Source organism: Curtobacterium sp. NPDC089991 (genome assembly GCF_044748425.1).
In the GTDB taxonomy this organism is placed as follows: domain Bacteria; phylum Actinomycetota; class Actinomycetes; order Actinomycetales; family Microbacteriaceae; genus Curtobacterium.
The window spans coordinates 397,250-420,639 of the sequence record NZ_JBIVGB010000003.1 but is presented as its reverse complement, the minus strand read 5'-3'; the positions used below and the strand labels follow the sequence as shown (position 1 = coordinate 420,639).

22 protein-coding genes and 2 tRNA genes are annotated in these 23,390 nt (G+C 71.1%); 6 read left to right on the top strand and 18 right to left on the bottom strand.

The features are described 5' to 3' along the window. Positions 1–28: 28 nt before the first annotated feature. Positions 29–105, bottom strand: a tRNA-Pro gene (locus ACIPV1_RS11310). A gap of 93 nt (positions 106–198) precedes the next feature. After that, a complete protein-coding gene (locus ACIPV1_RS11305) occupies positions 199–474 on the bottom strand; it encodes a hypothetical protein (RefSeq protein WP_402726378.1) in 276 nt (91 codons plus the stop codon). Positions 475–541: 67 nt separating this feature from the next. Here ACIPV1_RS11305 and ACIPV1_RS11300 point away from each other — a divergent pair. Next, a tRNA-Gly gene (locus ACIPV1_RS11300) sits at positions 542–612 on the top strand. Positions 613–715: 103 nt separating this feature from the next. Here the strand turns inward: ACIPV1_RS11300 and ACIPV1_RS11295 are convergent. From ACIPV1_RS11295 to ACIPV1_RS11265, 7 genes are all read right to left on the bottom strand, one after another. Next, the gene (locus ACIPV1_RS11295; RefSeq protein ID WP_123938861.1) at positions 716–1,006 is read right to left on the bottom strand and encodes a DUF1905 domain-containing protein; all 291 of its coding nucleotides are present in this window, start codon (positions 1,004–1,006) and stop codon (positions 716–718) included. 225 nt (positions 1,007–1,231) lie between these two features. Then, the gene (locus ACIPV1_RS11290) at positions 1,232–2,152 is read right to left on the bottom strand and encodes an endo-beta-N-acetylglucosaminidase H (protein WP_402726377.1); all 921 of its coding nucleotides are present in this window, start codon (positions 2,150–2,152) and stop codon (positions 1,232–1,234) included. A 49-nt stretch (positions 2,153–2,201) separates the two neighbouring features. Then, positions 2,202–5,201 (bottom strand): alpha-mannosidase, encoded by a 3,000-nt coding sequence (locus tag ACIPV1_RS11285; protein WP_402726376.1) that lies wholly within the window; start codon positions 5,199–5,201, stop codon positions 2,202–2,204. A 32-nt stretch (positions 5,202–5,233) separates the two neighbouring features. After that, complete coding sequence (locus tag ACIPV1_RS11280) at positions 5,234–6,628, bottom strand: cellulase family glycosylhydrolase (protein ID WP_123293980.1); 1,395 nt, start codon at positions 6,626–6,628, stop codon at positions 5,234–5,236. After that, a complete protein-coding gene (locus ACIPV1_RS11275; protein ID WP_123294190.1) occupies positions 6,628–7,449 on the bottom strand; it encodes a carbohydrate ABC transporter permease in 822 nt (273 codons plus the stop codon). Before ACIPV1_RS11275 ends, ACIPV1_RS11280 begins: the two co-directional genes overlap by 1 nt. A gap of 185 nt (positions 7,450–7,634) precedes the next feature. After that, positions 7,635–8,513: a carbohydrate ABC transporter permease gene (locus tag ACIPV1_RS11270; protein ID WP_131878500.1), complete on the bottom strand. Its 879-nt coding sequence runs from the start codon at positions 8,511–8,513 to the stop codon at positions 7,635–7,637. Then, on the bottom strand, positions 8,513–9,805 hold the full coding sequence (locus ACIPV1_RS11265; RefSeq protein WP_123938865.1) for an ABC transporter substrate-binding protein: 1,293 nt from the start codon (positions 9,803–9,805) through the stop codon (positions 8,513–8,515). Before ACIPV1_RS11265 ends, ACIPV1_RS11270 begins: the two co-directional genes overlap by 1 nt. Positions 9,806–9,920: 115 nt before the next feature. Here ACIPV1_RS11265 and ACIPV1_RS11260 point away from each other — a divergent pair, with 115 nt between their 5' ends. From ACIPV1_RS11260 to ACIPV1_RS11250, 3 genes are all read left to right on the top strand, one after another. Beyond that, the gene (locus ACIPV1_RS11260; RefSeq protein WP_123938866.1) at positions 9,921–10,952 is read left to right on the top strand and encodes a LacI family DNA-binding transcriptional regulator; all 1,032 of its coding nucleotides are present in this window, start codon (positions 9,921–9,923) and stop codon (positions 10,950–10,952) included. A 91-nt stretch (positions 10,953–11,043) separates the two neighbouring features. Next, a complete protein-coding gene (locus ACIPV1_RS11255; protein ID WP_123293983.1) occupies positions 11,044–11,376 on the top strand; it encodes a hypothetical protein in 333 nt (110 codons plus the stop codon). A 102-nt stretch (positions 11,377–11,478) separates the two neighbouring features. Continuing rightward, entirely contained in the window at positions 11,479–11,631 is a 153-nt protein-coding gene (locus ACIPV1_RS11250) for a hypothetical protein (RefSeq protein ID WP_159572741.1), read from the top strand. Positions 11,632–11,639: 8 nt separating this feature from the next. Here the strand turns inward: ACIPV1_RS11250 and ACIPV1_RS11245 are convergent, their stop codons facing one another. From ACIPV1_RS11245 to ACIPV1_RS11235, 3 genes are read right to left on the bottom strand one after another with little or no spacing between them, the layout of a single operon-like run. Further along, complete coding sequence (locus ACIPV1_RS11245) at positions 11,640–12,503, bottom strand: EamA family transporter (RefSeq protein ID WP_402726375.1); 864 nt, start codon at positions 12,501–12,503, stop codon at positions 11,640–11,642. A 13-nt stretch (positions 12,504–12,516) separates the two neighbouring features. Next, entirely contained in the window at positions 12,517–13,179 is a 663-nt protein-coding gene (locus tag ACIPV1_RS11240; protein ID WP_111084503.1) for a response regulator transcription factor, read from the bottom strand. A 39-nt stretch (positions 13,180–13,218) separates the two neighbouring features. Next, positions 13,219–14,775 carry a sensor histidine kinase gene (locus ACIPV1_RS11235; RefSeq protein ID WP_123293985.1) on the bottom strand — a complete coding sequence of 519 codons (1,557 nt, stop codon included), beginning with the start codon at positions 14,773–14,775 and terminating at the stop codon, positions 13,219–13,221. A 133-nt stretch (positions 14,776–14,908) separates the two neighbouring features. Between ACIPV1_RS11235 and ACIPV1_RS11230 the strand changes: the two genes are divergently transcribed. Together ACIPV1_RS11230 and ACIPV1_RS11225 are read left to right on the top strand one after the other, a co-directional pair. After that, positions 14,909–15,751, top strand: a complete 843-nt coding sequence (locus tag ACIPV1_RS11230; RefSeq protein ID WP_402726374.1) for a helix-turn-helix domain-containing protein — start codon at positions 14,909–14,911, stop codon at positions 15,749–15,751. 101 nt (positions 15,752–15,852) lie between these two features. After that, on the top strand, positions 15,853–16,434 hold the full coding sequence (locus ACIPV1_RS11225) for a hypothetical protein (protein WP_402726373.1): 582 nt from the start codon (positions 15,853–15,855) through the stop codon (positions 16,432–16,434). A gap of 41 nt (positions 16,435–16,475) precedes the next feature. On the opposite strand, the gene ACIPV1_RS11220 is transcribed toward ACIPV1_RS11225, so the two are convergent. From ACIPV1_RS11220 to ACIPV1_RS11195, 6 genes are all read right to left on the bottom strand, one after another. Continuing rightward, positions 16,476–18,128, bottom strand: coding sequence for a dipeptide ABC transporter ATP-binding protein (locus tag ACIPV1_RS11220; protein WP_402726372.1), 1,653 nt, complete (start codon positions 18,126–18,128; stop codon positions 16,476–16,478). Beyond that, positions 18,125–18,676, bottom strand: coding sequence for a GbsR/MarR family transcriptional regulator (locus tag ACIPV1_RS11215; RefSeq protein WP_402726371.1), 552 nt, complete (start codon positions 18,674–18,676; stop codon positions 18,125–18,127). The genes ACIPV1_RS11220 and ACIPV1_RS11215 overlap by 4 nt, the downstream gene beginning before the upstream one ends. After that, positions 18,673–20,082, bottom strand: coding sequence for a serine hydrolase (locus tag ACIPV1_RS11210; protein WP_402726370.1), 1,410 nt, complete (start codon positions 20,080–20,082; stop codon positions 18,673–18,675). The genes ACIPV1_RS11215 and ACIPV1_RS11210 overlap by 4 nt, the downstream gene beginning before the upstream one ends. Before the next feature lie 84 nt (positions 20,083–20,166). Beyond that, complete coding sequence (locus tag ACIPV1_RS11205; protein ID WP_194672387.1) at positions 20,167–21,057, bottom strand: ABC transporter permease; 891 nt, start codon at positions 21,055–21,057, stop codon at positions 20,167–20,169. Next, entirely contained in the window at positions 21,054–21,995 is a 942-nt protein-coding gene (locus ACIPV1_RS11200; RefSeq protein WP_123293990.1) for an ABC transporter permease, read from the bottom strand. The genes ACIPV1_RS11205 and ACIPV1_RS11200 overlap by 4 nt, the downstream gene beginning before the upstream one ends. Then, the gene (locus ACIPV1_RS11195; protein WP_402726369.1) at positions 21,995–23,389 is read right to left on the bottom strand and encodes a M14 family zinc carboxypeptidase; all 1,395 of its coding nucleotides are present in this window, start codon (positions 23,387–23,389) and stop codon (positions 21,995–21,997) included. The genes ACIPV1_RS11200 and ACIPV1_RS11195 overlap by 1 nt, the downstream gene beginning before the upstream one ends. Position 23,390: the final 1 nt, after the last annotated feature.

Here is a 23,390-nt window from a genome sequence, read left to right as displayed (position 1 = left end):
TTCGTGTGGTCGATGGTTCTCGAGGACCTGGTCGGGGCGACAGGAGTTGAACCTGCGACCTCCCGCTCCCAAAGCGGGCGCTCTACCAAGCTGAGCTACGCCCCGTTTGACTGGGCCAGGGTGTCCGCGCGCGCCGAAGGGCGCATGCGACGCCGATGAGTCTAGCGGTCCCCCGGTGCGCGGTTCCCGGGAGGGACGTCACTCGTCCGCTGCGGCGCGTCGCAGGCCGTTGCGCCACCACACGCCGACCACCACCTGGACCCCGAGCGCCGTGATCGCGAGCACGATGCCGACGACGATCCGCCACACGTGCAGCAGGGCGTGCGCGGGCTGCGACTGCGGATCGCCGAACAGCTCCGGGCGCATCGAGAACACGATCGCGGCGAGGACCACCAGCGCGTAGGAGACCACGCGCGACCAGCGGATCGTGCGCTCGGCGCCGGCGTCCGGCTTGGGGATGACGCGCCCTGGCATGTCGTGCTCGTTCGTCCGGTACTCGTTCGTCCGCTACGATGGTCGGGCTGCGACACGTGCGCAGCGCGGGGATGTAGCTCAATGGTAGAGCCCCAGTCTTCCAAACTGGCCACGCGGGTTCGATTCCCGTCATCCCCTCTCTTGCTTCAGCTGGTGCGCGGTTACACGCTCGGTGCGAGGTTGTTCCGGCGCACCGAGCGATCAACGTCGCACGAGGCGAACACGCGCGCACCGTGCGTCGTCAGGGACTGCCGAGTTCGAGCGTGATCTGCGGGGCGTCGCCGAGTTCCACCCGGGCACGCTTGCGCTCCGCCGCACGCAACGGCACGAGGTACCCGCCGTCCTTCGGGAACAACGAGGTGGTCCAGGTCACGGCGCCGATCGTCACCCGGGCAGGGATCACACCCCAGCCGTAGGTGAGCATCGGCGCGAGGTCGGCGATGACCTCGGCGACGTCCGGCGGCACGACGGCGAAGAAGAACGGTGACGGGCCGCGCCACTCGATCACCTCACCGCGGAACTCGAGCTCCATGTCGCGATCGTACGGCCGCGTCGTCGAGCGCGCCGGACCGGGTTCCGATCTCGGTCCGTGACGGTTCCGGTTCACGATCACCGGGATCTGCGAACCGGAACCGTCAAGCGCGAGGAGGAACTGGTGCCTCCTCGGAGCCAGCGGGACGTGGACGACGGACGCGCCCCGTGTTTCCAGGCCGGAACCGGGGAGCACGGGGCGCGAGCTGCCGTCAGCGCGAACGCGTCAGCGGTACGTCGCGGCCTGACCGTAGAGCTTCTGCGTCAGGGCGGAGACGTAGGCGGACTTGTCACCTCCCGGCAGGTTGTACGTCATGAAGACGCCGTACCCGTCCGCCTTCGTGCGCTGCGCGAGCGACACCGCCGTCGACTGCGAGGTGTTCTGGATGTCCACCGCCGCAGCGGACAACCGGTCCTTGCCGAGCCCCGGGATCGACGGCGCCGAGTACGTGCCGTAGTAGGGGTTCCAGGCGTAGTCGAGCTTCGAGCCGACGGTGCTGCTCGACGACGACAGCGAGGACGAGGCCGGGCCGATGTCGTAGAACGAGATGAGCTTGCCGGGCATCTGGGCACGCAGCGCGGTGATGAGCCAGCCGATCGACTGCTGGTTCGGCTGCGGGGTGCCGTTCGCGCCGTAATCGGAGTACTCGTCGTCGAGGTCGACGCCGTCGAGTCCGTACTTCGACACGGTGGCGGCGATCTGGGACGCGAAGTCCGACGCCGCGGCCTGGGTCGGGAAGTTGGCGATGCCCGCACCCTGGTGGTTGCCGAGGACCGACAGCGACACCTTGATGCCCTTCGCCTGCAGCGGCTTGATCTGCGTGGCGGCGTTGTCGAGGGTCGCCTGCACCTTGTCGTTGTTGACCAGAACCGCCTTGGAGCCGTTCCAGTTGATGTTCGCCGCGAAGATGATCGCGACGTCGAAGGCGTTCGCACCGCCGGACAGCGTGTAGCGGCCGACGTTCGCGAGCTGGTCGTTGTTGACCTCGACGTAGGCGATGCTCGTCGGCCCCGACTTCGTCGCGGCGGCAGTGCCGGCGGCGGCTGCAGCAGCGGTCGGTGCTGCGGTCGCGGCTGACGGCACCAGTGGCGCCGCCACCATCGCGGCGATTGCCGCCACGATCCCGAACTTCATGGACTTCTTCATGACACTCCTCTTCGAGTGATGAACCGGCCGGCGGTCGCCGACCGGGGTCTCAGACGCGCGGGAACCGGAAGGTCCGCACCTCGTACGCGTCGACGGCGAACGACGACGCATCCGTGTCGGTCAACGGCTCTTCGAGCAGGGTGACCTCGGCAGCCGGTCCGAACGGCCCGTCGACCTCGATCCCGCCGGTCCCCCGCCGCCCCACCGGCTCGTACACCCGCACGACCAGGTCGCCGGAGCGGTCGTCGGCGAGCTTGACGCTCGACAGCACGACCCCGCCGGACACCCGCACGAGCGGCGCGAACCCGTGCGCCCCGATGAGGGTCCGCGCGCCGGCGTTCATCCGGACGCCCGCCGCGGTGGCCCCGAGCTGGTCGGTCCCGATGACGATCCCGTACCGGTGTGTCTGCACGCCCTGGTCGGTCTCAGGGTCGGGGAACCGCGGTGCGCGCAGCAGGGACAGCCGCACGGTGGTGGTGACGTGCCCGTCGACGGCGTCGCGGGTGGTGTCGAACCCGTGGATCGAGTCGTTCACGAGCGCGACGCCGAAGCCCGGCTCGGACACCAGCACGTAGCGGTGCATCGACGTCTCGAACTTCGCGGCCTCCCACGAGGTGTTCGTGTGGGTCACCCGCTTCTGCGCCCCGAACTGCGTCTCGGCGACAGTGTGCTCGGCGCGGACGTCGAGCGGGAACGCGACCTTGAGGAACTTCTCGGTCTCGTGCCAGTCGGTCGTCTGGTCGAACTCGAGCGTGCGGGAGTCCGGTGCGAGGACGATCTCCTGCCGCACGGTCGAGTCGCCGAAGGACCGGGACACGACGACCCGGGCGACACCGGCGTCGTCGACCGAGGCCTCGAGCGACGAGACGTCCGCCAGGTCCTCGACCCGGTTCCGGTAGTACCGGTCGACGTCCCACGCGTCCCACATGTTCGGGAAGTCCTGGTGCAGCTGCAGCAGGTTCGCGGCCTGCCCGGCGGCGATCGCCTCGCGCCCGCTGGCCAGGTCGACGGCGCTCGTGACGAGTCCCTGATCGGTGACCGTGACGCGCACCAGCTCGTTCGTCAGCACGTACCCGCCGTCCTGCTCCGTCAGCGTGACAGCGGTCGGTTCCGCCACGTCGGTCGCCAGGACCGCGCCCTGCGCGGGTGCGCCGGCCTGGAGGAACGGGGCCGGGTTCACGACGACGGCTGCCTGCCCGGTACCGGCGAGCGCCGAGAGCGCCTGGCCGATGATCGCGGTCAGCGCCGCGGCCGTCTCGGCGTACTTCGCCTCGGCTTCGCGGTGCACCCAGGCGATCGAGGTGCCCGGCAGGATGTCGTGGAACTGCTGGAGCAGCACCTGCTGCCACAGGGCGTCGAGCTCGTCGTACGGGTAGGCGAAGTCGCTGCGTGCGGCGGCGGTCGTGGCCCAGAGCTCGGCCTCGATGAGGAGCTGTTCGCACCGGCGGTTGCCCTGCTTGGTGCCGTGCTGGCTGGTCAGGGTGGCGCGGTGCAGCTCGAGGTACAGCTCCCCCACCCACACCGGCGGGTCCGGCAGTTCGGCCTTCGCGCGGTCGAAGAACGTGTCCGGGTGCTCCCACCGGACCTTCGCGCTGCCCTCGAGGTCGGCGAGGCGTGAAGCCGTGCCGGTCATCTCGCGGGTCGTGCCGCCGCCGCCATCGCCCCAGCCGACCGGTGCGATCGAGCCCGTGGCAAGCCGGTTCTCACGGAACTGGCGGGAGGCCTTCGCGACCTCGCTGCCGGACAGGCGCGAGTTGTAGGTGTCCATCGACGGGAAGTGCGAGAACACCCGTGAGCCGTCGATGCCCTCCCACAGGAACGTGTGGTGCGGGAACTTGTTGACCTGGTTCCACGAGATCTTCTGCGTGAAGAACCACTCGAAGCCCGCACGGCGCATGAGCTGCGGCAGCGCCGGCGAGTACCCGAAGCTGTCCGGCAGCCAGACGCCCTTGGGTCGGATGCCGAACTCGCGCTCGAAGAACCGCTGCCCCTGCGAGAACTGGCGGACGATGCTCTCACCGGTCGGCATCACGGTGTCGGACTCGACCCACATGCCGCCGATCGGCAGGAACCGACCGGCCTCGACGGCGGCCTGCACCCGGGCGTAGACCTCGGGGCGGTGTTCCTTGATCCAGGCGTACTGCTGCGCGCTCGACATGCCGTACAGGAAGTCGTCGGTCTGGTCGATGAGCTCGGTCATGGTCGACGTGGTGCGGGCGACCTTGCGGATCGTCTCGCGGACGGGCCAGAGCCACGCGGAGTCGATGTGGGCGTGCCCGACGGCCGAGATCGTGTGCGCGGAGGCCTCGGCGGGAGCGGCGAGCACCTCGGCGAGCGCCGCACGGGCGTCCCCGGCGGTCTCCGGGATGTGCTGCAGGTCGAGCCGGTCCAACGCGTCGTCGAGGGCCTGCAGGATCCGCATCCGTCGTGGCCCCTCGGGCAGCTCGGCCTGCAGTTCGAGCAGGACGTCGATGTCGAGCGCGAGTTCGTGCACCTCGGACTCGAAGACGGCGAGGTCCATCCGGCGCGAGGTGTACAGCCGCTTCGACGACGAGGTCTGGATGTCGCCCTCGTGCGTGACGAGGAAGGGGTGGTAGTCGAGCAGGACGGGGTTCGACGCGGCCTCGACGAAGAGCTCGATCGTCTCCCCACCCTCGGCCCGTTCCGTCAGCAGCACCCACTGGTTGCGCGGGTTGATCGACTTCACCGGCGTGCCGTCGGCCAGGTAGACGAGCCCCTCGCACTGGAACCCGGGCATGTTCTTGTCGAACCCGAGGTCGATCACGGCCTCGACCCGGCGACCGGCCCACTCGGCCGGCACGGTCCCGGTCAGCCGGAACCACGTCGTCCCCCAGGCCGCACCCCAGGGCGTGCCGACCTCGTACGGTTCGAAGGTGAGCTGCAGGCCCTCGGTCGGCGGGACGGGCTCACCGGGCAGCTCGTGCCACGCGGTCTCCAACGGCACGGCGGTGGCGTGCACCGCCGGCGTGATGCGCTCGTCGAGGACCCGGCGGGCCCGTCCGGTGGTGAGGGGGATGTCGTCGTGCATGGGGGCTTCCAGGGTCGGGGCGTGGGCGCGGGTCAGCGCGTGGTCGCGGGGTGCGCGACGCGGATGGAGGTGGAGTCGAGCTCGGCGGGCACGTCGGCGCAGCGGTCGATGCCACGGGCGGCGAGCATCCCGGTGTCGCCGAGCCGAGACCGCAGGACGACCTGCGGGCCGCGACCGTCCGGTTCCGCCGACGCGACCGCGAGCCAGGCGGCGGCGAACCGTCCGCCGGGGGCGCAGTCGGCACGCATCCCGTGTCGGTCCGAGCCGTCGGGCAGCACGTCGTCGAGCACGAGCGCCGTGGCCGGCGGCGCAGCAGCGGTGTCGGTGGCGCCGGACCGTGCGACGGCCGCGAAGGCCTCGCCGGCGGGCTTGATCCGGCCGTCGTTGGTGAAGAGCCCGAGGTCGTACTCGAGCTCCGGGAAGTCGGCGAGCGACCTGGCGACGTCGTGCGAGCACCACCACGTGACACCGAGCACCTCCTGCGCCCCGAGCACGTGCCGGATGGTCTGCTCGGTGAACGAGGCGGCGTCCTCCGGGGCGACGACGTTGGTGGGCGCCCCGACTTCCTGCAGCCAGTTCGGCCGTGCGGGGTCGCGGTTCCACGCGGCGGCGAGCTGGAGCAGGTACTCGCCGTGCCGCACCGATCCCGGTCCGAGTGCGCCGTGCAGGGCCGCCGAGCCGTTGAACACCCACGAGTGCGTGACGGTGGCGTCACCGTGGTCCGCCGCGTGCTCCGGTCCGAACGGCTGCGCGTCGTCGTACCAGGCCGCGTCGTACTGCGCGACGGTGACCAGCGGCCGTGGACGCGACCCACTGCCGGACGGAGCCGACGCGGACGAGTCGACCCGGGCCTCCAGGCCGGACGAACCTGCCGAACCTGCCGAACCGGGCGGACCGGACGCGAGCCCGGACCGCGCCGCGGCGACCATCGCCGCCGCCCACGCGTGCCCCTGCTCCGCCGTGATGTCGTGCGGGGCGGGGTGCGGCGCGTGCGCGAACTGGTTCACCTCGTTGCCGATGGTGATGCCGAGCAGGTTCGGCTTGTCCGCGACCGCTGCGGCGAGCGCCCGGACGTACGCCGCGGTCGACGCGACGACGTCCGGGTCGGTGAACATGTTCCGACGGTGCCAGCTGTCCAGCCACGACGGCACGAAGTCGAAGCTCGACAGGTGCCCCTGCAGCGCGTCGACGTTGACGTCGAGTCCGAACGAGCCGGCGATGTCCACGACCGTCGCGACGTCCTGCAGTGCCGACGCCCGGATGAGGGTGCGGTTCGGCTGCACCACCGGCCAGAGCGGGAAGATCCGCACGTGGTCGGCGCCGAGCGAGGCGATCGCCTCGAGGTCCCTGGCGGTGTCCGACGGTGAGAAGTCGAGCCACGAGTGGAACCAGCCGACCGAGGGCGTGTAGTTGACCCCGAAGCGCATCAGCCCTTCACACCGCCCTCTTCGACGCCCTTGAAGAAGAACCGCTGCAGGACGGCGAAGATCACGGCGATCGGGATGAACGCGATCATGGTGCCGGCGGCGATCATGCGCTGGTCGGTCGCGAACGTGCCCTGCAGGTACTGCAACCCGACGGTCAGGGTGAGGTTCTCCGGCGACTGCAGCACGATGAGCGGCCACAGGAAGTCGTCCCACGCCCCGATGAACGAGAAGATCGCGATGACGGCGATGGTCCCCTGCACGGCGGGCAGCGAGATGTACCGCAGCCGCTGCATCGCGTTCGCACCGTCCATCACCGCGGCCTGGTCGATCTCCTCGGGGATCTGCCGGAACGCGTTGAACATGAGCAGCACGTTGAGTGCGGCGATCATGCCGGGCAGGGCGACGCCGACCAGGTTGTCGGCGAGGCCGAGGTCCTTGACGGTGACGAACTGCGAGATGATCGTCGCCTCGCCGGGCAGGACGAGGGTCGCGAGGAACAGTCCGAGCACGAGCTTGCGGTGCCGCCACTGCAGCCGCGCCAGGGCGAAGCCGGCGAGCGTCGCGAAGACGATGTTGCCGAACACGTCGATCGCGGCGACGAGCAGGGAGTTGCCGATGTAGCGCCAGACCGGGATCGCGGCGGCCACCTTGAGGTAGTTCTCGATGGTCGGCTCGGTCGGGATGAACGACGGGTTCGCGGTGTAGATGTCCTCGCCGGCGCCCTTGAGCGAGGTGGACAGCTGCCACAGGAACGGGCCGATCGTGATGAAGAGCACCACGATGAGCAGGACGTAGCGCACGACCTTCTCGCGGGTGGACATGACACCCCAGACCGCGCGACGGCGCTTGCGTCCGCCTCGTCCGCCTCGTCCGCCTCGTCCGTCTCGTCCGTCTCGTCCGTTCGGCCGGGAGGCCCGTCCCGCGTCCGTCGCGCCGGTCACGTCCGGCGTCGGGCTGGCTGCACCGCGCGCCCCGCCCAGGGCGGGTTCGGTGGTCGTCGTGTTCGTCACTTGTCCGCCTTGCTGTTCATCCGCGCGAGGGCGAGCATCGGGATCAGCGTCACGACGAAGAGCAGGAGGCTCAGGGCGGACGCGTAGCCGAGGTTGCCGGTGAAGCCGCGGGCGTACTGCTGGATGAGCATGACGAGCGAGTTGTCCTGCCCGCCGGGTCCACCGGTGCCGTTGGTGAGGATGTAGAGCTCGCTGAACACCCGGAGCGCGGAGACGCACACCAGGATCCCGACGAGCGTCATGGTGCCCCGGACCCCCGGCATGGTGACCGACCAGAACCGGCGCACCGACCCGGCGCCGTCGAGGGCGGCCGCTTCGTGCAGGTCCTTGCCGACGTTCCCGAGAGCCGCGAGGAAGATGATCATGTAGTAGCCGAGGCCCTTCCAGACCGTCAGGCTGATCGCGCTGAGGAGCAGCAGCCACCGGTCGGTCAGGAACGGGACGCTGCCCTGCACGACGCCGAGCGCCTGCGCCATCTCGTTGATGACGCCGCGGTCGTCGAGGATCCAGGTCCAGATGAGCCCGACGACCACGGCCGACGCGATGACCGGCGTGTAGAACGCCGTGCGGAAGAACGCGATCCCCGGCAGCTTCTGCTGGACGAGCACCGCGATGAGCAGCGGCAGCACGGTCAGCAGGGGCAGGCAGATCGCCATGTAGATGACGCTGTTGAGCAGCGCCTCCCACACCTGCGGATCGGCGAGCAGGGTCTCGAAGTTCTCGAGCCCGACCCACTGGCTCACGCCCCCCAGCGGGCTCGCGTTCGTGAACGACAGCCGGACGGTGTTGATCGACGGCCAGAGGCTGAACGCGACGAGCCAGACGAGGGCCGGCAGGACGAGCAGCCAGGGCGTGAACCAGCGGTTGGCGCGCATCAGCCGTTGGCCAGCAGGCTGTTCATCTTGGTCTGAGCCGTCTGCAGCGCCTTCTCCGGCGCGACCTGGCCCTTCATGGCGAGGGCGATCTGCTGGTCGAGGAAGTCCGTCATCGCGGAGTTCGCCTCGACCGGGTTGAGGACCTTCGCGGTCTTCAGGGCCTCGTTCGCCAGGACACGGGCCTCGCCGTTGACGGTGCCGTCGTCCTTCGAGAAGTACGGGTCGGACTGCGAAGACGTGGTCGACGGGAAGATGTTGACCTTGTGCGCGAACGCCTCTTGGTTCTCCGCGTTCGTCATGAACTTCGCGAACGCCTCGGCGGTGGCGAGGTGCTTCGACTTGGCCGACACCGACAGGCCCTGCACGTACAGCGGCGGGGTGTCGAGCGCCGGGCTGACCGTCACCTTGCCCTTGAGTGACGGGTTGTTCTTCTCGAAGTCGGCGAGCGAGGTCGCGCCGCCCGTGGTCCAGGCGACCTTCTGCTGCGTGAACAGCGTCGAGTTGCCGAGGTAGTCGCTGTTCAGCACGTTCGAGGGCATGTAGCCGTCCTGGTACGCGTCCTTGTAGCGCTCGATCAGGTCGGCGGCCTTCGACGAGTCGGCGAAGGTGAACTTCGTGCCGTCCGCGTTGAGGACCTTCACGCCGGCCAGGGTGAAGTCGCCGAGGCCGGGCTTCCGGCTCATCAGGTAGTCGGCCGGGCAGTTCTCGTGCATGGTCTTCGCCTGCGTGAACAGCTCGTCGGTGGTCTTCGGCGGGTTCTTCGCGTCGAGGCCGCACTTCGCGAACATCGTCGCGTTCCAGTAGTCGACGTCGGTGTTGAGGTACCAGGGGTAGCCGAACGTGCCGTCGACGCCCTTGTACTTGTAGGAATCGAGCGCGCCGGCGACGTACGTGCTCGCGAGCTTCGTGTCGTCCTTCGCGACGTCCTGCAGGAACCCGCGCTTCGCGAGCGGCAGGGCGATGTCCGGCGGCAGGTTGATGACGTCGGGCAGCGAGTTCGACGACGCCTGGCTGAGCACCTTGTCGGCGTAGCCGTCGCCTGGCTGGTCCTGCAGCTTGACCTTCGCGTCGGGGTGGGCCTTCTCGAAGTCGGCGATCACCCCGTTCAGGTAGCCCGTGTACGTCGGCGTGAGCGCCCACGTCTGCAGCGTGATCGACCCGCTGATCTCCCCGCTGCCGGTGTCGGCCGCGTTGCCGCCGCTCGAGCAGCCGGTCAGGACGAGTGCCGTGGCGGCAGCTCCTGCGAGCAGCGCTGCGGCGCGGCTCCTCGTCGCACGTGTGGTGGTCCTCATGGCGTCTGACTCCCTCGTCATCCTGCGTGGTCATCGTGCTGAACCGGTTCAGTTCCTGTCCCTGAACCCGCTTGTGGCAGTGACTATGGAGGACTAAAACGCTATAGTCAAGCCCGTGGCCACGAACCGTCGAACGACGATCTCCGACATCGCCGCGCGTGCCGGCGTGTCCGTCAGCGCGGTCTCGTTCGCCCTCAACGACCGCCCCGGCGTGTCCGACGAGACCCGCGAACGCGTCCGCGCGATCGCTCGCGAACTCGACTGGCAACCGCACACCGCAGCGCGCGCCCTGGGCGGCGCGAAGGCCGGCTCGATCGGCTTCGTGCTGAACCGGCCGGCCCGCACGCTCGGCACCGAGTCGTTCTTCGGCGACCTGATCTCCGGCATCCAGCTCGGGCTCGCCGGCACCCACGTCGGGATGAACCTGCTCGTGGCACGCGACGCGGCCGAGGAACTCGAGACCTACCGGGCCTGGTGGCGCGGGCACCGGGTCGACGGCGTCGTCGTCATCGACCCGCGGCGCGACGACGACCGGCTCACCCTGCTCGCCGAACTCGGCATGCCCACGGTCGTCGTCGGCTCCCACCCCTCACCCGAGGGCTCCGCACCGAGCGTCTGGATCGACGACGGCGACGCGACCGACACGGTCCTGCGGTACCTGCACGCGCTCGGGCACCGGCGCATCGCGCACGTCGCCGGGCGCCCCGAGTTCGAGCACACCGCCATGCGGATCGGCCGCGTCCGGGCCTTCGCGGCGACCGAGGGGCTCACGGACGCCGTGTCGATCCCGACCGACTACTCGGCCGAGGCCGGCGCGAGCGCGACCCGGACCCTGCTGTCCCGCAGCAGCCGACCGACGGCGATCGTGTACGACAACGACGTCCTGGCGGTCGCCGGACTCGGGGTCGCGAGCGAGATGGGCGTCGCCGTGCCGACCGACGTCTCGATCGTGTCGTTCGACGACTCGGCGATGATCCAGCTCGTCCGGCCGTCCATCACCTCGCTGACCCGCGACACCGTGGAGCTCGGGCAGCGCGCGGCGACACTCCTGCGAGCGCAGATCGACGCCACTGCACCGCTGGCGTCACGGCCCGGACCACCACTGACCTTGAGCGTGCGGGAATCGACGGCGCGCGCGCAGCCCTGACCGCTCCCCGACACGCCGAGCGGCACGTCGGCGTCCGTCCACGGCGCGCGGCGGACTTGACTCCCGTTCGAACACACGTTCGAATACCGTCGTGGGACGGCGTCGCGAGAACCGGTGGCAGCCCCCGGAGCACCCGGAGGTCGAACGTCCGCGCGCCTACTCGCTCTCAGAGGACGCCCGCGGGCCCGACGTCTGCCACGCCGTCACCCCCGTGCCGGTCTGGGCGTGGATCCAGTTCCCGACATTCCACGTCCGGGTGAAGGCCTTCGCGAAGAGCTGGACCCGCGATGCCGTCATGGTCGAGTGGGCCCAGTTCGGACAGCAGGCGGACGCGTGGGTGTGGCGGTCCGCCGTGAAGCACCGCACCCTGCGCGCCGACCAGGCGGAGCGCGCGATGCGGAGTCCGCAGAACGCAGCGCGTTGACTTCTGCTCGCACCCCGAGGATGGTTTAGCGAACACCGGTTCGGCAAGTAACTCACTGATCGAGGCATTCGTTCGAGTGCCGCTCCGGGACGAGGAGGCACCATGAAGAACACAGCGGTGCCGTCCTGGGTCGCCCACGTGCTCACCCCGCCCGAGGTCATCAGCGCCTACGTCGAGGCCCGGGTCAACGATCCGGCCCTGCTGTCGGGCGAGCACACGGAACCCACGTACGCCGACTTCCTCGGCGACGAGTAGACGGTCGTTCAGCGGCGTCGGCGGCGCGCGGACAGCGTGACGCCGACGCTCGCAGCGGTGACGCACACCAGCGCCACCGTCTCCAGCACGGACAGCCCCTCGCTGAGCACCACGAGACCGGCCAGCGCGGCGATCGCCGGGCCGAGACTCTGCAGCACGCCGAACACCCGCGTCGGCATCCGCCGCAGCGCCAGCATCTCGAGGGCGTAGGGCAGCACGCTCGACAGCACCGCGACCGCGCCGAAGACGAGCAGGAGCAGGGGTTCGCGGGCCACGCCGTCGACCGCGGACGGGAGCCCGAACGGCAGCGACACGAGCATCGCGACCACCATCGACACCACCAGGCCGTCGACACCCGGGATCGCGGCGCCGACGTGCCGGTTCATCACGATGTAGCCCGCCCAGCACGCCGCCGCGAGCACGGCCCAGACCACGCCGCCGACCTCGGTCACGGCGCTCGGGCCGACCCCGAGCAGCACGACGCCGGCGAGCGCCAGGGCGGCCCAGAGCGCGTCCCGCCACCGCCGGGTGTGCACGAGGGACAGGGCGAGCGGGCCGAGGAACTCGATCGTCACCGCGACGCCGATCGGGATGCTCGCGAACGACAGGTAGATGAAGACGTTCATCCCGCCGAGCGCCAGCCCGAGGCCGACCGCGCCGAGCCACTGCGCGCGGGTCCAGTGCCTGATGCGAGGACGGACGACCAGCGCGAGCACCACCGCGCCGATGACGAGCCGGAGCGTCGCGGCCCCGACCGCGCCGACGTCGTCGAAGTGGGTCTTCGCGATCGCGGCCCCGAGCTGGACGGACACCATCGCGGTGAGGGCGAGCAGCGGAGCCGGGATCCGGTCGGTACCGCGGGCCTGGTTCATCCGCGGGACCGGCTCATCCGAGGTAGGCGAGCACGGCGAGGACGCGGCGGTGGTCCTCGCCGGTGTCCTCGAGCGCGAGCTTGCCGAAGATGCTCGACACGTGCTTCTCGACGGCGCCGGTGCCGATGACGAGGGCACGGGCGATGGCCGCGTTCGTGCGACCCTCGGCCATCAGGCCGAGCACGTCGCGTTCGCGCGGGGTGAGCGCGGCGAGTGGGTCGCGCCGTCGGCTCATCAGCTGCGTGACGACCTCGGGGTCGAGCACGGTGCCACCGGCCGCGATCCGACGAACGGCGTCGTCGATCTCCTCGAGCCGGGTGACGCGGTCCTTGAGCAGGTAGCCGATGCCCGTCGCACCGGCGGCGAGGACGTCTTCGGCGTAGGTGGCCTCGACGTACTGCGAGAGGAGCAGGACCCCGGTGCGCGGGGCGATCCGGCGGGTCTCGACGGCGGCGCGGACGCCTTCGTCGGTGAAGGTCGGCGGCATCCGGACGTCCATGACGACGACGTCGGGAGCGCCGTCCGGCAGCGTCGCGAGGAACGCGCGGGCGTCGGCGTACTGACCGATGACGTCGATGCCGGCTTCGTCGAGCACGCGGGCCAGGCCCTCGCGCAGCAGGACGGCGTCGTCGACGACGACGGCCCGGATGCGTGCTGCATCCGGGCCGTCTGTCATGCCGACCAGCCTAGTGGGAGCGCGGGCGCTCCCGTGGGGTCACGACCGCGGGTTCGCCGTCGTGGGGACGCCGTTCAGGGCACCGAGCGGGATCCGCGCCGTGGCCTCGGTCGGGCCGCCCTCGGGGCTCGCGACGACCAGGTCGCCGTCGAGCGCGCGCATCCGGCCGATCAGGCCCTCGATGCCGTGGCCCTGCTGGGGTCGTGCTCCGCCGCGGCCGTCGTCGGTCACGCTGACGGTCAGGTACCAGAGCCCGGAGGCGTCGACCACGAGGCCGAGGTACACCCCGGCGGTCGTGGCACCGGCGTGCTTCATGGTGTTCGTCAGGAGCTCGCTCACCGTGAAGTACACGTTGCGCTGGATCTCCGTCGCGAGCTCGAGGCCCTCCGGCAGGCGGACGTCGAGGCCGACCGGGATCGGGGTGCGGGCGACGAGCGCTTCGAGGGCCGCCACGAGCCCGCGGTCGAGCAGGATCGGCGGGGCGAACCCGCGGGACAGCGCACGCAGTTCGTCGAGGGCGTCCTGCGCGTGCTCGGAGGCCTCGCCGATCAGCTGCTTCGCCTTCTGCGGGTCCTTCTCGAACGCGCGTTCCGCTGCCGACAGGTCCATCCGGAGCCGCACCAGGCGCTGCTGGGGGCCGTCGTGCAGGTCGCGCTCGATCTGGCGCAGGGCCTGACCCTCGGCGGTCACGGCACCGGCACGGGAGGCCTGGAGTCCGGCGACGCGCTGCTCGAGCTGCTCGGCACGGAACCCACCGAGCAGACCGAAGTCCACCCAGTAGTGCGCGATGACCGAGCCACGGGCCCAGAGCGGGAACAGCACGACCGAGGCGGCCATCGACAGCAACCCGAGGAACCCGAACCCGACGACGGAGGTCATGTCCCACCCGAAGTACTGCGCACTCAGTCCGTTCGCGAACGCGACCACCGCGAGCCCGACGGGCCAGAGGAACCCGGCGAGCAGCAGGACGCCGGCGCCCACGGTGAAGAGCGCGACGAGCGGGTAGACGACCGCTGCGTGCAGCAGGTAGAGCCAGTAGTGCGGGTTGGCGACCGCGGAACCGGTGCGCGTCCACCAGTTCTGCTGCCAGCGGGGCGTCCAGTCCACCGGGCGGATCGGACGTCGGTCGGCCCATCCGATGCGGAGCTTCTCGAACTGTCCGAGCCACCGCGCCACGAACAGCGCGATGAAGAACATCAGCAGCACGAACGGGTTGAACAGGTCGCGGAAGCCGCCGCCGAAGATCGCCGCGGGGAACGCGAAGTAGAGCGTGCAGAGCAGCACCCCGGTCAGGGCCATGTAGCCGAAGTCGCGCGGCAGGCGCTTCCACGACTCGCGGTAGAACGCACCGGCGGTCATGCCCGAGCCCGCACTGCCGCCCCGGCCGCCACCCGGCGCCGATCCGTTCGGCGGGGTCGCTCCCCACGACGCCGGCGGCGTCTGCTGGTCGTGCTGTCGCGGGTACTGCGGCATCGGCTTGGTGGCTCCAGGTGGAACGGAGTCGCCCAGCGGGACGGTCTGGGCCTGGTCGGGCGAGGGCGTGACGTCGTCCAGCGGGACGGTTCGCGCCTGGTCGAGGCGGTCGGTGTCGGTCATGACTCCAGCCTCGCGATCGCGGGGCCGTTCCCCCATCCTGCCCCCTCCCCACCCCGGGTGGGGTTATCCCCCCTCTCCACAGATCTCCCGAGGCCGATCGTCGCGGGACGGCCCGCAGGACATGCTCGTGGTGATGGGCGACGCACTGCGAGCACTGATCGACGCCGTCGGCCTCGAGGTCGGCCCCGGCGAGGAGATCCGATCCGACGACGGCCGCTGGACGCTCGATCTCGATCCGGACGGTACGCACGCCTGGGTCGCGACCCGGCACCGGCCGGTCTGGCTCCACCGCGACGACACACTCGTGTTCATCGAGGCTGGTGGAGCCGCACTGGTCGAGCAGCACCCGACGACGTCGATCGGCTCCGACCCCGAGCGGCACGGTCCGCCTCGAACTACTCCTTCGTACGACTTCCCGCACGAGGCCCTGTTCGCCGACACCGGCGTCGTCGTCGGATCGGCGACGCTGGGGCCACTCGCTGCCGAGGTCCTCGCGCTCCCGTCGATCGCCACCACCCAGCCCGCGGGCTTCCCGTCGGCGGACGTCGTGCTGGCGCTGCGTCACGTCGGTCACCTCGACGGCGGCCGGTGGCACGGCGTGCAGCAGGATGCGCTCGCGCGACTCGTGGTCACGACCGTGCTCCACGACAACCCACCGCCCTCGCTGCGCGACAACAGCCTGGCGAGGGTCCTCGACCGGCTCTTCGACCCGGCGGGCGGGCACTCGACTGCGGACCTGCTCGACGGCGTCGGCATGTCTCCGCGCACCCTCGAGCGTCGGTGCACCGAGACCACGGGCTGCACGCCGGCCCAGCTCGGGCGGTGGTTCCGGAGCCTCGCTGTCCGGAGTGCACTCACCCGGGGTGACCGTCCCGCCGAGGTCGCTGCCCGCTTCGGTTTCAGCACCACCGCCTCCATGCGACGCGCGCTGCAGCGAGTCCGCGCACCGGAGACCGACCTCCCTCGGAGGTTCTGACGGTTCTGGTTCACGAATCCCGCGGTTCGCGAACCAGGACCGTCAGCCGCCCGGACAGAACATGCTTTCCCCGCCGCGCGGGCTGCGCGTAGTGTGCGGGTATGCAGAACATCACGGGGGTTCGGGTGGTCTCGGCCGCGGCGGTCGTCGCAGCGGTCGTGTTCGGGGCGCGCGGACTGGTCGGGACGATCTGGCTCGCGCCGTGGGACCTGCCGAACGGGCTGCTCCTCGTCGCCACCGCGCTCGCCGGGCTGGCGGGTGCGGTCGTGCTCGTCGCGGCGGTGCGCGCTCGGGACCGTCGGGCGCTCGCGTTCGCGGTGTCGGTCCTCGCGTTCGCGCTCCTGTGGCCCGCGCCGGGCTGGGCCACCGCGGTGCTCGTCGTCGTCGCGCAGGGTGCACTCGTGGCGTTCGGCGTGCTGACCGTCCGGAACGAGGACGGCGTGCAGCGGGCCTTCGGCTGGGTCGTCACCGTGGCGGCGTCGCTGTGGTTCGTCACCGCGCTGCTGTCGAACGCGGTGCTCCTCACGGCGCTGCCGCAGGAGGCACTCGGCATCGCCTTCTCCGTCCCGGGGCTGCTGCAGACCGTGGCGTACCTGGCGGCGACGGTGCTCGTCGCCGTCCCGCTCCTGCGTCCGGTGGGTCGGGGCGTGAACGCGCTCTGGGCCTCGGCCGAGGTGCGCTGACTCCGCAACGACGCTGAGATCGCAGGGCCGGCGAGCGCCCCTCAGCCGGCCCGTGCCGCCAGGCGCTCGGATCGGCGCACTGCCTGTTCGTCCGGGTCCGGCACCGGCGCGGCCTGGATGAGTCGACGCGTGTAGGGGTCCTGCGGCGACCGGAGGATGGCGTCGCGACTCCCCTGCTCGGCGACCTTCCCGCCGTGCAGCACGACGACCCGGTCGCACAGCGTGTCGACCACGGCGAGGTCGTGGGTGACGAACAGGCACGCGAAGCCGAGGCGTTGCTGCAGCTCACGGAAGACGTCGAGCACCCGCGCCTGCACCGAGACGTCGAGGGCGCTCGTCGGCTCGTCGGCGATGAGCAGTGCGGGGTCGAGCGCGACGGCGCGGGCGATCGCGACGCGCTGCCGTTGGCCGCCGGAGAGCTCGTGCGGGAAGCGCTCGCGGTACCCGCCGTCCAGGCCGACGTCGGCGAGCAGCCGGTCCACGCGTTCGTCGATCTGGGCCGACGGCAGGCGCAGGATCTGCCGGAGCGGCTCGGCGACGGTCTGTCCGACCGTGTAGCGCGGGTTGAGCGACCGGAGCGGGTTCTGGAAGACCACGCCGACGTGTCGCCGCATCGCCCGGCGAGCTGCTCGCCGGGCGACCGCCACGTCGGTGCCCTCGACGACGACCGAACCTGACGTGATCGGTGCGAGCCCCACGGCGGCGCGGCCGATGGTGGTCTTGCCGCTGCCGGACTCGCCCACGAGTCCGACGATCTCACCGCGACCGACCGTGAACGACACGTCGTCGACCGCGCGGAACCGCCCGCGCAGCGCACCGCCGTACTCGACCACGAGGTGCCGGACGTCGAGGACGACCGACGGGGCTTCCGTGACGGGGTCGACCCGCGCCTCCCGGCCGACCTCGGTGCCCATGCGTGGGACCGCAGCGAGCAGGTCACGGGTGTAGTCGGCGGACGGTGCGGCGAAGACCGCGGCGACGGTGCCCGTCTCGACGACGCGACCGCGGCGCATGACGACCACGCGGTCGGCGATGTCGGCGACGACGCCCATGTCGTGGGTGATGAGGAGGATCGCGGTGCCGGTGCGTTCGCGCAGCGCACGCAGGACGTCGAGCACCTCGGCCTGCACCGTGACGTCGAGTGCGGTCGTCGGCTCGTCGGCGATGAGCAGGTCGGGGTCGGCGGCGAGCGCCATCGCGATCATCACCCGCTGCGCCTGTCCGCCGGAGAGCTCGTGCGGGTACTGGCCGAGCCGGCGTTCGGGTTCCGGCACCTCGACGGCACGCAGGAGTTCGAGCGAACGGTGCCGGACGGCGGCGCGGTCGTGCGAGGCGTCGGCGCGGCGGACGGCCTCGGCCAGCTGGAACCCGACCGTGAACACCGGGTTGAGCGCGGCCGACGGGTCCTGGAAGATCATCGACACGCTGCGGCCGCGGACCCCGCGCAGGGTGCGCTCGTCGGTGCCGAGCACCTCGAGGTCGCCGAGCCGGATGCTGCCGGAGGAGCGCGCGCCGTCCGGCGCGATCCCCATCGCCGTCATCGCAGTCATGCTCTTGCCGGATCCGGACTCCCCGACGACGGCGACGACCTCGCCGCGGCCGACGGTGAACGAGGCGTCGTCGACCGCGCGGACCTCGGCGCCGTCGACGTCGAAGGTCACGGACAGGTGGTCGACGGTCAGGACGTCGGTCATGGGGTCTCCGAGCGGTCGGTGCGGTCGCGGGCGGCCTTGAACGCCTCCCAGTCCTCGAGCATCTTGTGGTGGTGGCCCTGCAACCACTGCATGTAGTCGCGGCCGTTGAGCAGGCGCTCGCGGACCTCGGCGTCGACGTCGCCCGCCCCGGTGCGGCCGGCGTGCTCGACGACGGCCAGGCCGTGTCCGATGATGTCGCGCTGCCGGTCGAGGTACTTCCGCTCGCCGGCGAGCCAGGAACCCCAGACGTCGGCCTCGGCACGGAAGTAGTGGCTGCGCTCGCCGGCGACGATCTGGCGTTTCACGAACCCGGAGTCGACGAGCCGGCGCGTCGCCATCGAGACCGAGCCCGAGCTGGCGCCGAGGGCGCGTTGGAGGTCGGCCGAGGACGAGTGCGGTGCGCGCGTCATCATGAGGTAGCCGAGCACGCGGGCGTCGGTGAGCGCCATGCCCGCACCGTCGTTGAGCATGAGGGCGAACTCCTCGACGAACGCCTGACGCTCGGGTTCGAGCACGACGTCGTCGCGCCGACCGTCGACGTCGCTCACGGTGCCAGCCCTGCCGCGACCTCGGGCGACTCGGTCGGGATCGTCCACGGTTCCTCGGTCATGCCACCGCCGGCGCGGATCGACCGCACGGCGCCGTCGGCGTCGCGCGTGAAGGTGATGTCCTCGTCGACCGAGCCGAAGCGGTTGCCGTGCGTCATCCGGAGCGTGTCCGCGTCGACGACCTCGAGCCGGGTCGGGGTGTCGAGCGGTTCGGGTCCGGACGGGTCGACCTCGACGAGCCGGTCGCCGATGCGGGCGATGTCGCTGACGCCCCACGGGTTGGCGAAGCGTCCGGTGTACGCATCGGTGTCGACGTCGTCGGGCACGGGCGTGCCCGGCGCGGATGTGTCCGCCGCGGCGTCGAGCATCTGCACGACGGCGGTGGCGATGAGGGTGGCGGGCCCGGCGGCGGCGCTCGTCATGACGGACACGACGAGTCCGGATGCCGGGTCGAACAGCGACTGCGTGATGTGCCCGGGGAACCCGCCCGAGTGGCCGCGGACGTCGCGGCCTCCGATGCGGTCGACGATGAACCCGGCGCCGTAGCCGCGGGCGGCCGGGTCGTCGGTGGCGCTCCAGGCCTTGCGCTGCGCGAGTCGCTTCGAGTGGTCGTCGAGCAGGCTGCCGGCCCCGATGACGTGCTGCGAGAAGTACTTGACCAGGTCGGAGGCGGTGCCGTGGAACCCGGTGGCGGCGGCCATGGCGTGGGTGTCCACGTGGTCGATGCGCTGCCGCTGCCGCGCGGTGTGGAACCCGGTGTAGCCGATCACGAAGTCGTCGGCACGCGTGGGGTCCCAGTCCGGGCCGGTGTTCCGCAGGCCCAGGGGTTCGGTGATCGACTCGCGGACGAAGTCGTTGTAGGACTGCCCGGAGACCGCGGCGATGACGAGCCCGAGCAGCGAGTAGCCGAGGTTCGAGTAGTTGAACGACGATCCGGTGGGGACCTTCTGCCCGCGGTCGAGCACGAGTGCCAGCAGCTCCTGCTCGTCGGGGAACGGGCGCAGGAGCGACCAGTAGTCGCCGTCGTGGCCGTCGCGGATGACCCCGGCGCCCATCTCCATGAGCTCACGGATCGTGGCGTCGGCGAGCGGGGAGCCGCCGTCGACCAGCGCCGGGATGTACGTGCCGACGGTGTCGTCGAGCCGGAGCGACCCGCGCTCGGCGAGCTGGAGCAGTGCCGTCGCGGTGAAGGTCTTCGAGTGCGAGGCGATGCGGAACAGGTCGGTGGTGGTCAGGCGGCGCCCGGCCTCGACGTCGGCGTAGCCCCAGGCTTCGTCGAACAGCACCTCGCCGCCGAACCCGATGGCGACCTGCACGCCCGGCACCCGCAGCTGCCAGACCTTGTACGACACCCACTCGTGGATGTAGGGCAGGGTCTTCCGGTACGCGGAGAGGGTGTCGGTCACGGTGGTCCTTTCGAAGGGCGGTGGTTCGAGTCTGGCGCGTCGGTCGCGACGGTGCCCACCGCGACGCGGCGTGCACCGTGCAGGTCAGCGCCGACGCGGGTCGAGCGCGGCGCGCAGCGTGTCGCCGAGCGCGATGACGGAGAGCACCGTGACGGCGAGGAACGCCGCGGGTGCGATGAGCATGTGCGGGGCGCGGAGGAACTGCGACGTCGCGGCGGAGAGCTGCAGCCCCCACGAGATCGCCGGGCTCTCGAGCCCGATGCCGAGGTAGGTCAGCGACGACTCGGACACGATGACGCCGCCGACGGTGATGGTCGCGAGCACGAGCAGCGGCGAGATCGACGACGGCAGCACGTACCGGGTGGTGATCCGCCAGGTGGACAGCCCCATCGTGCGGGCGGCGAGCACGAACTCGGCGTTCCGCACGCTGCGGACGCTCGACCGCACGAGCCGGGCCATCGTCGGCCACCCGAACAGCGCGAGCACGAGCGACACCGTCAGCACGGACCGCTCCCCCACGCTGTTGAGCACCACGACGGCGCCGAGCAGGAACGGGAAGCCGAGGAACACGTCGGTCAGGCGGGCGAGCACGGCGTCGACCCAGCCGCCGACCATGCCGGCGATCGTCCCGATGACGACGGCGACCATGCCGGCGAGCACGGTGGTGAGCACTGCGACGGCGATCGACGACCGGGTGCCGTACACGACGTTGGCGTACACGTCGCAGCCCTGCAGGTCGAAGCCGAACGGGTGTCCGCTGGTCGGCGAGGCGCCGCTCTGCCCGAGGTCGCACACCCGGGGGTCACCGTGGCCGAACAGTCCGGCGAACAGCTGCGGGAACGACGCGATGAGCAGCACGACGACCAGGACCGAGGCGGGCACCCAGAAGCCCGGGGTGCGGGCCGCGGCCAGCAGGGGTCGTCGTCGGCCGCCGACGACGGGTTCGACGGTGGCGCTGAGCGCTGAGGTGGTCATGCGGCTGCTCCGGTCCGGACGCGGGGGTCGAGGGCGGCGTGCAGCAGGTCGACGAGCACGCTCGTGACGAGGAACACCAGGATGAGCGCGGTCGAGATGCCGACGACGACGGCGCCCTCGTGCGACCGGATGCCCTGGAACAGCAGGTTGCCGACGCCGGGCAGGTTGAAGATGCCCTCGATGATCACGGTGCCGCCCATCAGGTACCCGAGGTCGGTCGCCAGGTAGGTGGCGGTGGGGATGAGCGAGTTCCGCATCACGTGCACGCCGACGATCCGACCGGGTGCGAGCCCCTTGGCCCGTGCGGTCCGGACGTAGTCGGCGTCGAGGGTCTCGATCATCGAGGTGCGGGTGAGCCGGGACACCGCTGCGAGGCCGAAGAGCGCGATGACGAACGCCGGCAGGATGTACGCCGTCGGCCAGCCCGCGGTGACGCCGGCGACCGGGAACCAGTGCAGCCGCACCGAGAACACGAGCTGCAGGGCGACGCCGAGGACGAACACGGGGATCGCACCGACGACGATCGTGCCGACCAGGACCGTCTTGTCGAGGGCGGTCCCGCGCTTCAGGGCGGAGAGCACCCCGAGCCCGATGCCCAGGACGATCTCGAGGGCCCACGCAGTGAGCGCCAGGGTGATCGTGACGGGCCACCGCGAGGCCATCTGCTCGCCGACGGACTGCCCGTTGAAGTCGGTGCCGAAGTCGCCGCGGAACAGCCCGCCGACGTACTGCACGTACTGCAGCCAGAGCGGCTGGTCCAGGTGGTACTCGGCCCGGAGCGTGCGGACGACCGCGTCGCTGAGCGGCCGGTCGCCGCCGAGCGCCCGGATCGGGTCACCGGGCAGCGCGAACGTCATCGCGTAGATGAGGAACGTCACCCCGAGGAACACGATGGCCAGGCCGCCGAGCCGGCGACCGACGGCGAGCGTCGGACGCATCACGCGCCTCCCGACACGGCCGCCGACACCGGACGGGAGGCACGGGTCGGGTCCGCCACGTGCGCCGCGCAGGCGAGGATCGCCCCGTACTGCACCCCCACCAGTTTCCGCACCGGGATCGGGTCCGCCTCGGTGGCCGCGTCCGCCTGCCAGTGCGCGTAGCGCTCCGCCAGGCGGTCGCGCAGGCGCCGGAGCGGCGCGGACGCCGTACCGGCGCTGGTCTCCGCCTCGAACGCGCGGAGCAGCATGCCGCCGTAGCGCAGCCGGAAGCAGCGGACCAGGTCCTCGCAGCCGAAGCGCTCCGCGACGGTGGCCCGCCGGTCGGCCGGCTCGCGGTCGGCCCGGCGGCGGTCGGTGTCCGCCGTGCCGACGAGCATCGGCACGAAGGCCCGCGACGCCTCGAGGAACGGCGACTCGATCGACAGCATCGGCGACGCCTCGTCGAGCAGCTGCTGGAGTTCCTCACCCGAGGCGCCGAGCTCGGCGGAGCAGCGCCGCAGCAGGTCGGCGTACGACTCGTCGGTCGGGGTCTGGTCGTCGGCGTCCGGGCGGCTCCAGTACGGCAGTTCGGCCACCATGCACAATGCTCCGTGCCGCATCGCCCACGCCGCACTCGACGCACCGTGGATGTGCTCGCCCGGGTCGACCCCGAGTCCTTCGAGGTAGTCGTACGCGGTCTCGATCCCGTCCATCGCGAACACCGCGGGGGCGAGTTCACGCAGGAACGGTGACTCGGGCTCCCCGGTGTCGAGCGGCAGCCCGAGCGCGGCGGGGACCGCGTGCAGGGTGTCGACGACGTCGGGCAGGTCCTCGGACAGGTAGTAGTAGACCCCGCCCATCTCGCCGTTGTGCAGCGACACCAGCAGGTCCGGCTCGGTGTCGTCGATGAGCCGCATGAACGCGAGCGTCTCCGGCAGCACCTGGTCGAAGTACACCGACTTGTGGCTGTTCGGGAACGTCCACTCCACCTGGCTGTCCGGTGCCGGGCGGTAGAAGTGCCGCGAGTAGAACACGCGGTCGTGCGGGTCGTGGAACCACGCCTCGTTGAGCCGCATGCCGTCCGGGTCGATCGTCGGGACGATGTGCCAGGTGACGTCGAGCGCACGGGCGTCGTCGTCGGTGAGCACCGTCTGGGCGAGGTGCAGGGCCGTCCACGAACCGATCGGTTCGTTCGGGTGCACGCCGCCGACCACGACGGCGGCGTGCGACCCGGTGCCGATCCGGTAGGAGTGCAGTGGTTCGCCGAGGCGGCTGGTGCCGATCCGGGTGACCGTGACCTGGTCCGGGTGGGACGCTGCGAGCGCGTCGAACCGGGCGTGCAGGTCGTCGACGAGCGGGAAGCCGTCGTGGTCGGGGACCTCGGCCGCCAGGCGGAGGATGGTGCGCTGGTCCATG

Coding starts and splice junctions, on each gene's coding strand:
- ACIPV1_RS11280 (WP_123293980.1), bottom strand. CDS start 6,628: ATGCGCTTCGGGGTCAACTACACGCCCTCGGTCGGCTGGTTCCACTCG.
- ACIPV1_RS11220 (WP_402726372.1), bottom strand. CDS start 18,128: ATGACCGACGTCCTGACCGTCGACCACCTGTCCGTGACCTTCGACGTC.
- ACIPV1_RS11240 (WP_111084503.1), bottom strand. CDS start 13,179: ATGACAGACGGCCCGGATGCAGCACGCATCCGGGCCGTCGTCGTCGAC.
- ACIPV1_RS11270 (WP_131878500.1), bottom strand. CDS start 8,513: ATGCGCGCCAACCGCTGGTTCACGCCCTGGCTGCTCGTCCTGCCGGCC.
- ACIPV1_RS11225 (WP_402726373.1), top strand. CDS start 15,853: ATGCAGAACATCACGGGGGTTCGGGTGGTCTCGGCCGCGGCGGTCGTC.
- ACIPV1_RS11245 (WP_402726375.1), bottom strand. CDS start 12,503: ATGAACCAGGCCCGCGGTACCGACCGGATCCCGGCTCCGCTGCTCGCC.
- ACIPV1_RS11295 (WP_123938861.1), bottom strand. CDS start 1,006: ATGGAGCTCGAGTTCCGCGGTGAGGTGATCGAGTGGCGCGGCCCGTCA.
- ACIPV1_RS11200 (WP_123293990.1), bottom strand. CDS start 21,995: ATGCGTCCGACGCTCGCCGTCGGTCGCCGGCTCGGCGGCCTGGCCATC.
- ACIPV1_RS11275 (WP_123294190.1), bottom strand. CDS start 7,449: ATGTCCACCCGCGAGAAGGTCGTGCGCTACGTCCTGCTCATCGTGGTG.
- ACIPV1_RS11250 (WP_159572741.1), top strand. CDS start 11,479: ATGAAGAACACAGCGGTGCCGTCCTGGGTCGCCCACGTGCTCACCCCG.
- ACIPV1_RS11285 (WP_402726376.1), bottom strand. CDS start 5,201: ATGCACGACGACATCCCCCTCACCACCGGACGGGCCCGCCGGGTCCTC.
- ACIPV1_RS11235 (WP_123293985.1), bottom strand. CDS start 14,775: ATGACCGACACCGACCGCCTCGACCAGGCGCGAACCGTCCCGCTGGAC.
- ACIPV1_RS11205 (WP_194672387.1), bottom strand. CDS start 21,057: ATGACCACCTCAGCGCTCAGCGCCACCGTCGAACCCGTCGTCGGCGGC.
- ACIPV1_RS11290 (WP_402726377.1), bottom strand. CDS start 2,152: ATGAAGAAGTCCATGAAGTTCGGGATCGTGGCGGCAATCGCCGCGATG.
- ACIPV1_RS11305 (WP_402726378.1), bottom strand. CDS start 474: ATGCCAGGGCGCGTCATCCCCAAGCCGGACGCCGGCGCCGAGCGCACG.
- ACIPV1_RS11195 (WP_402726369.1), bottom strand. CDS start 23,389: ATGGACCAGCGCACCATCCTCCGCCTGGCGGCCGAGGTCCCCGACCAC.
- ACIPV1_RS11265 (WP_123938865.1), bottom strand. CDS start 9,805: ATGAGGACCACCACACGTGCGACGAGGAGCCGCGCCGCAGCGCTGCTC.
- ACIPV1_RS11230 (WP_402726374.1), top strand. CDS start 14,909: ATGGGCGACGCACTGCGAGCACTGATCGACGCCGTCGGCCTCGAGGTC.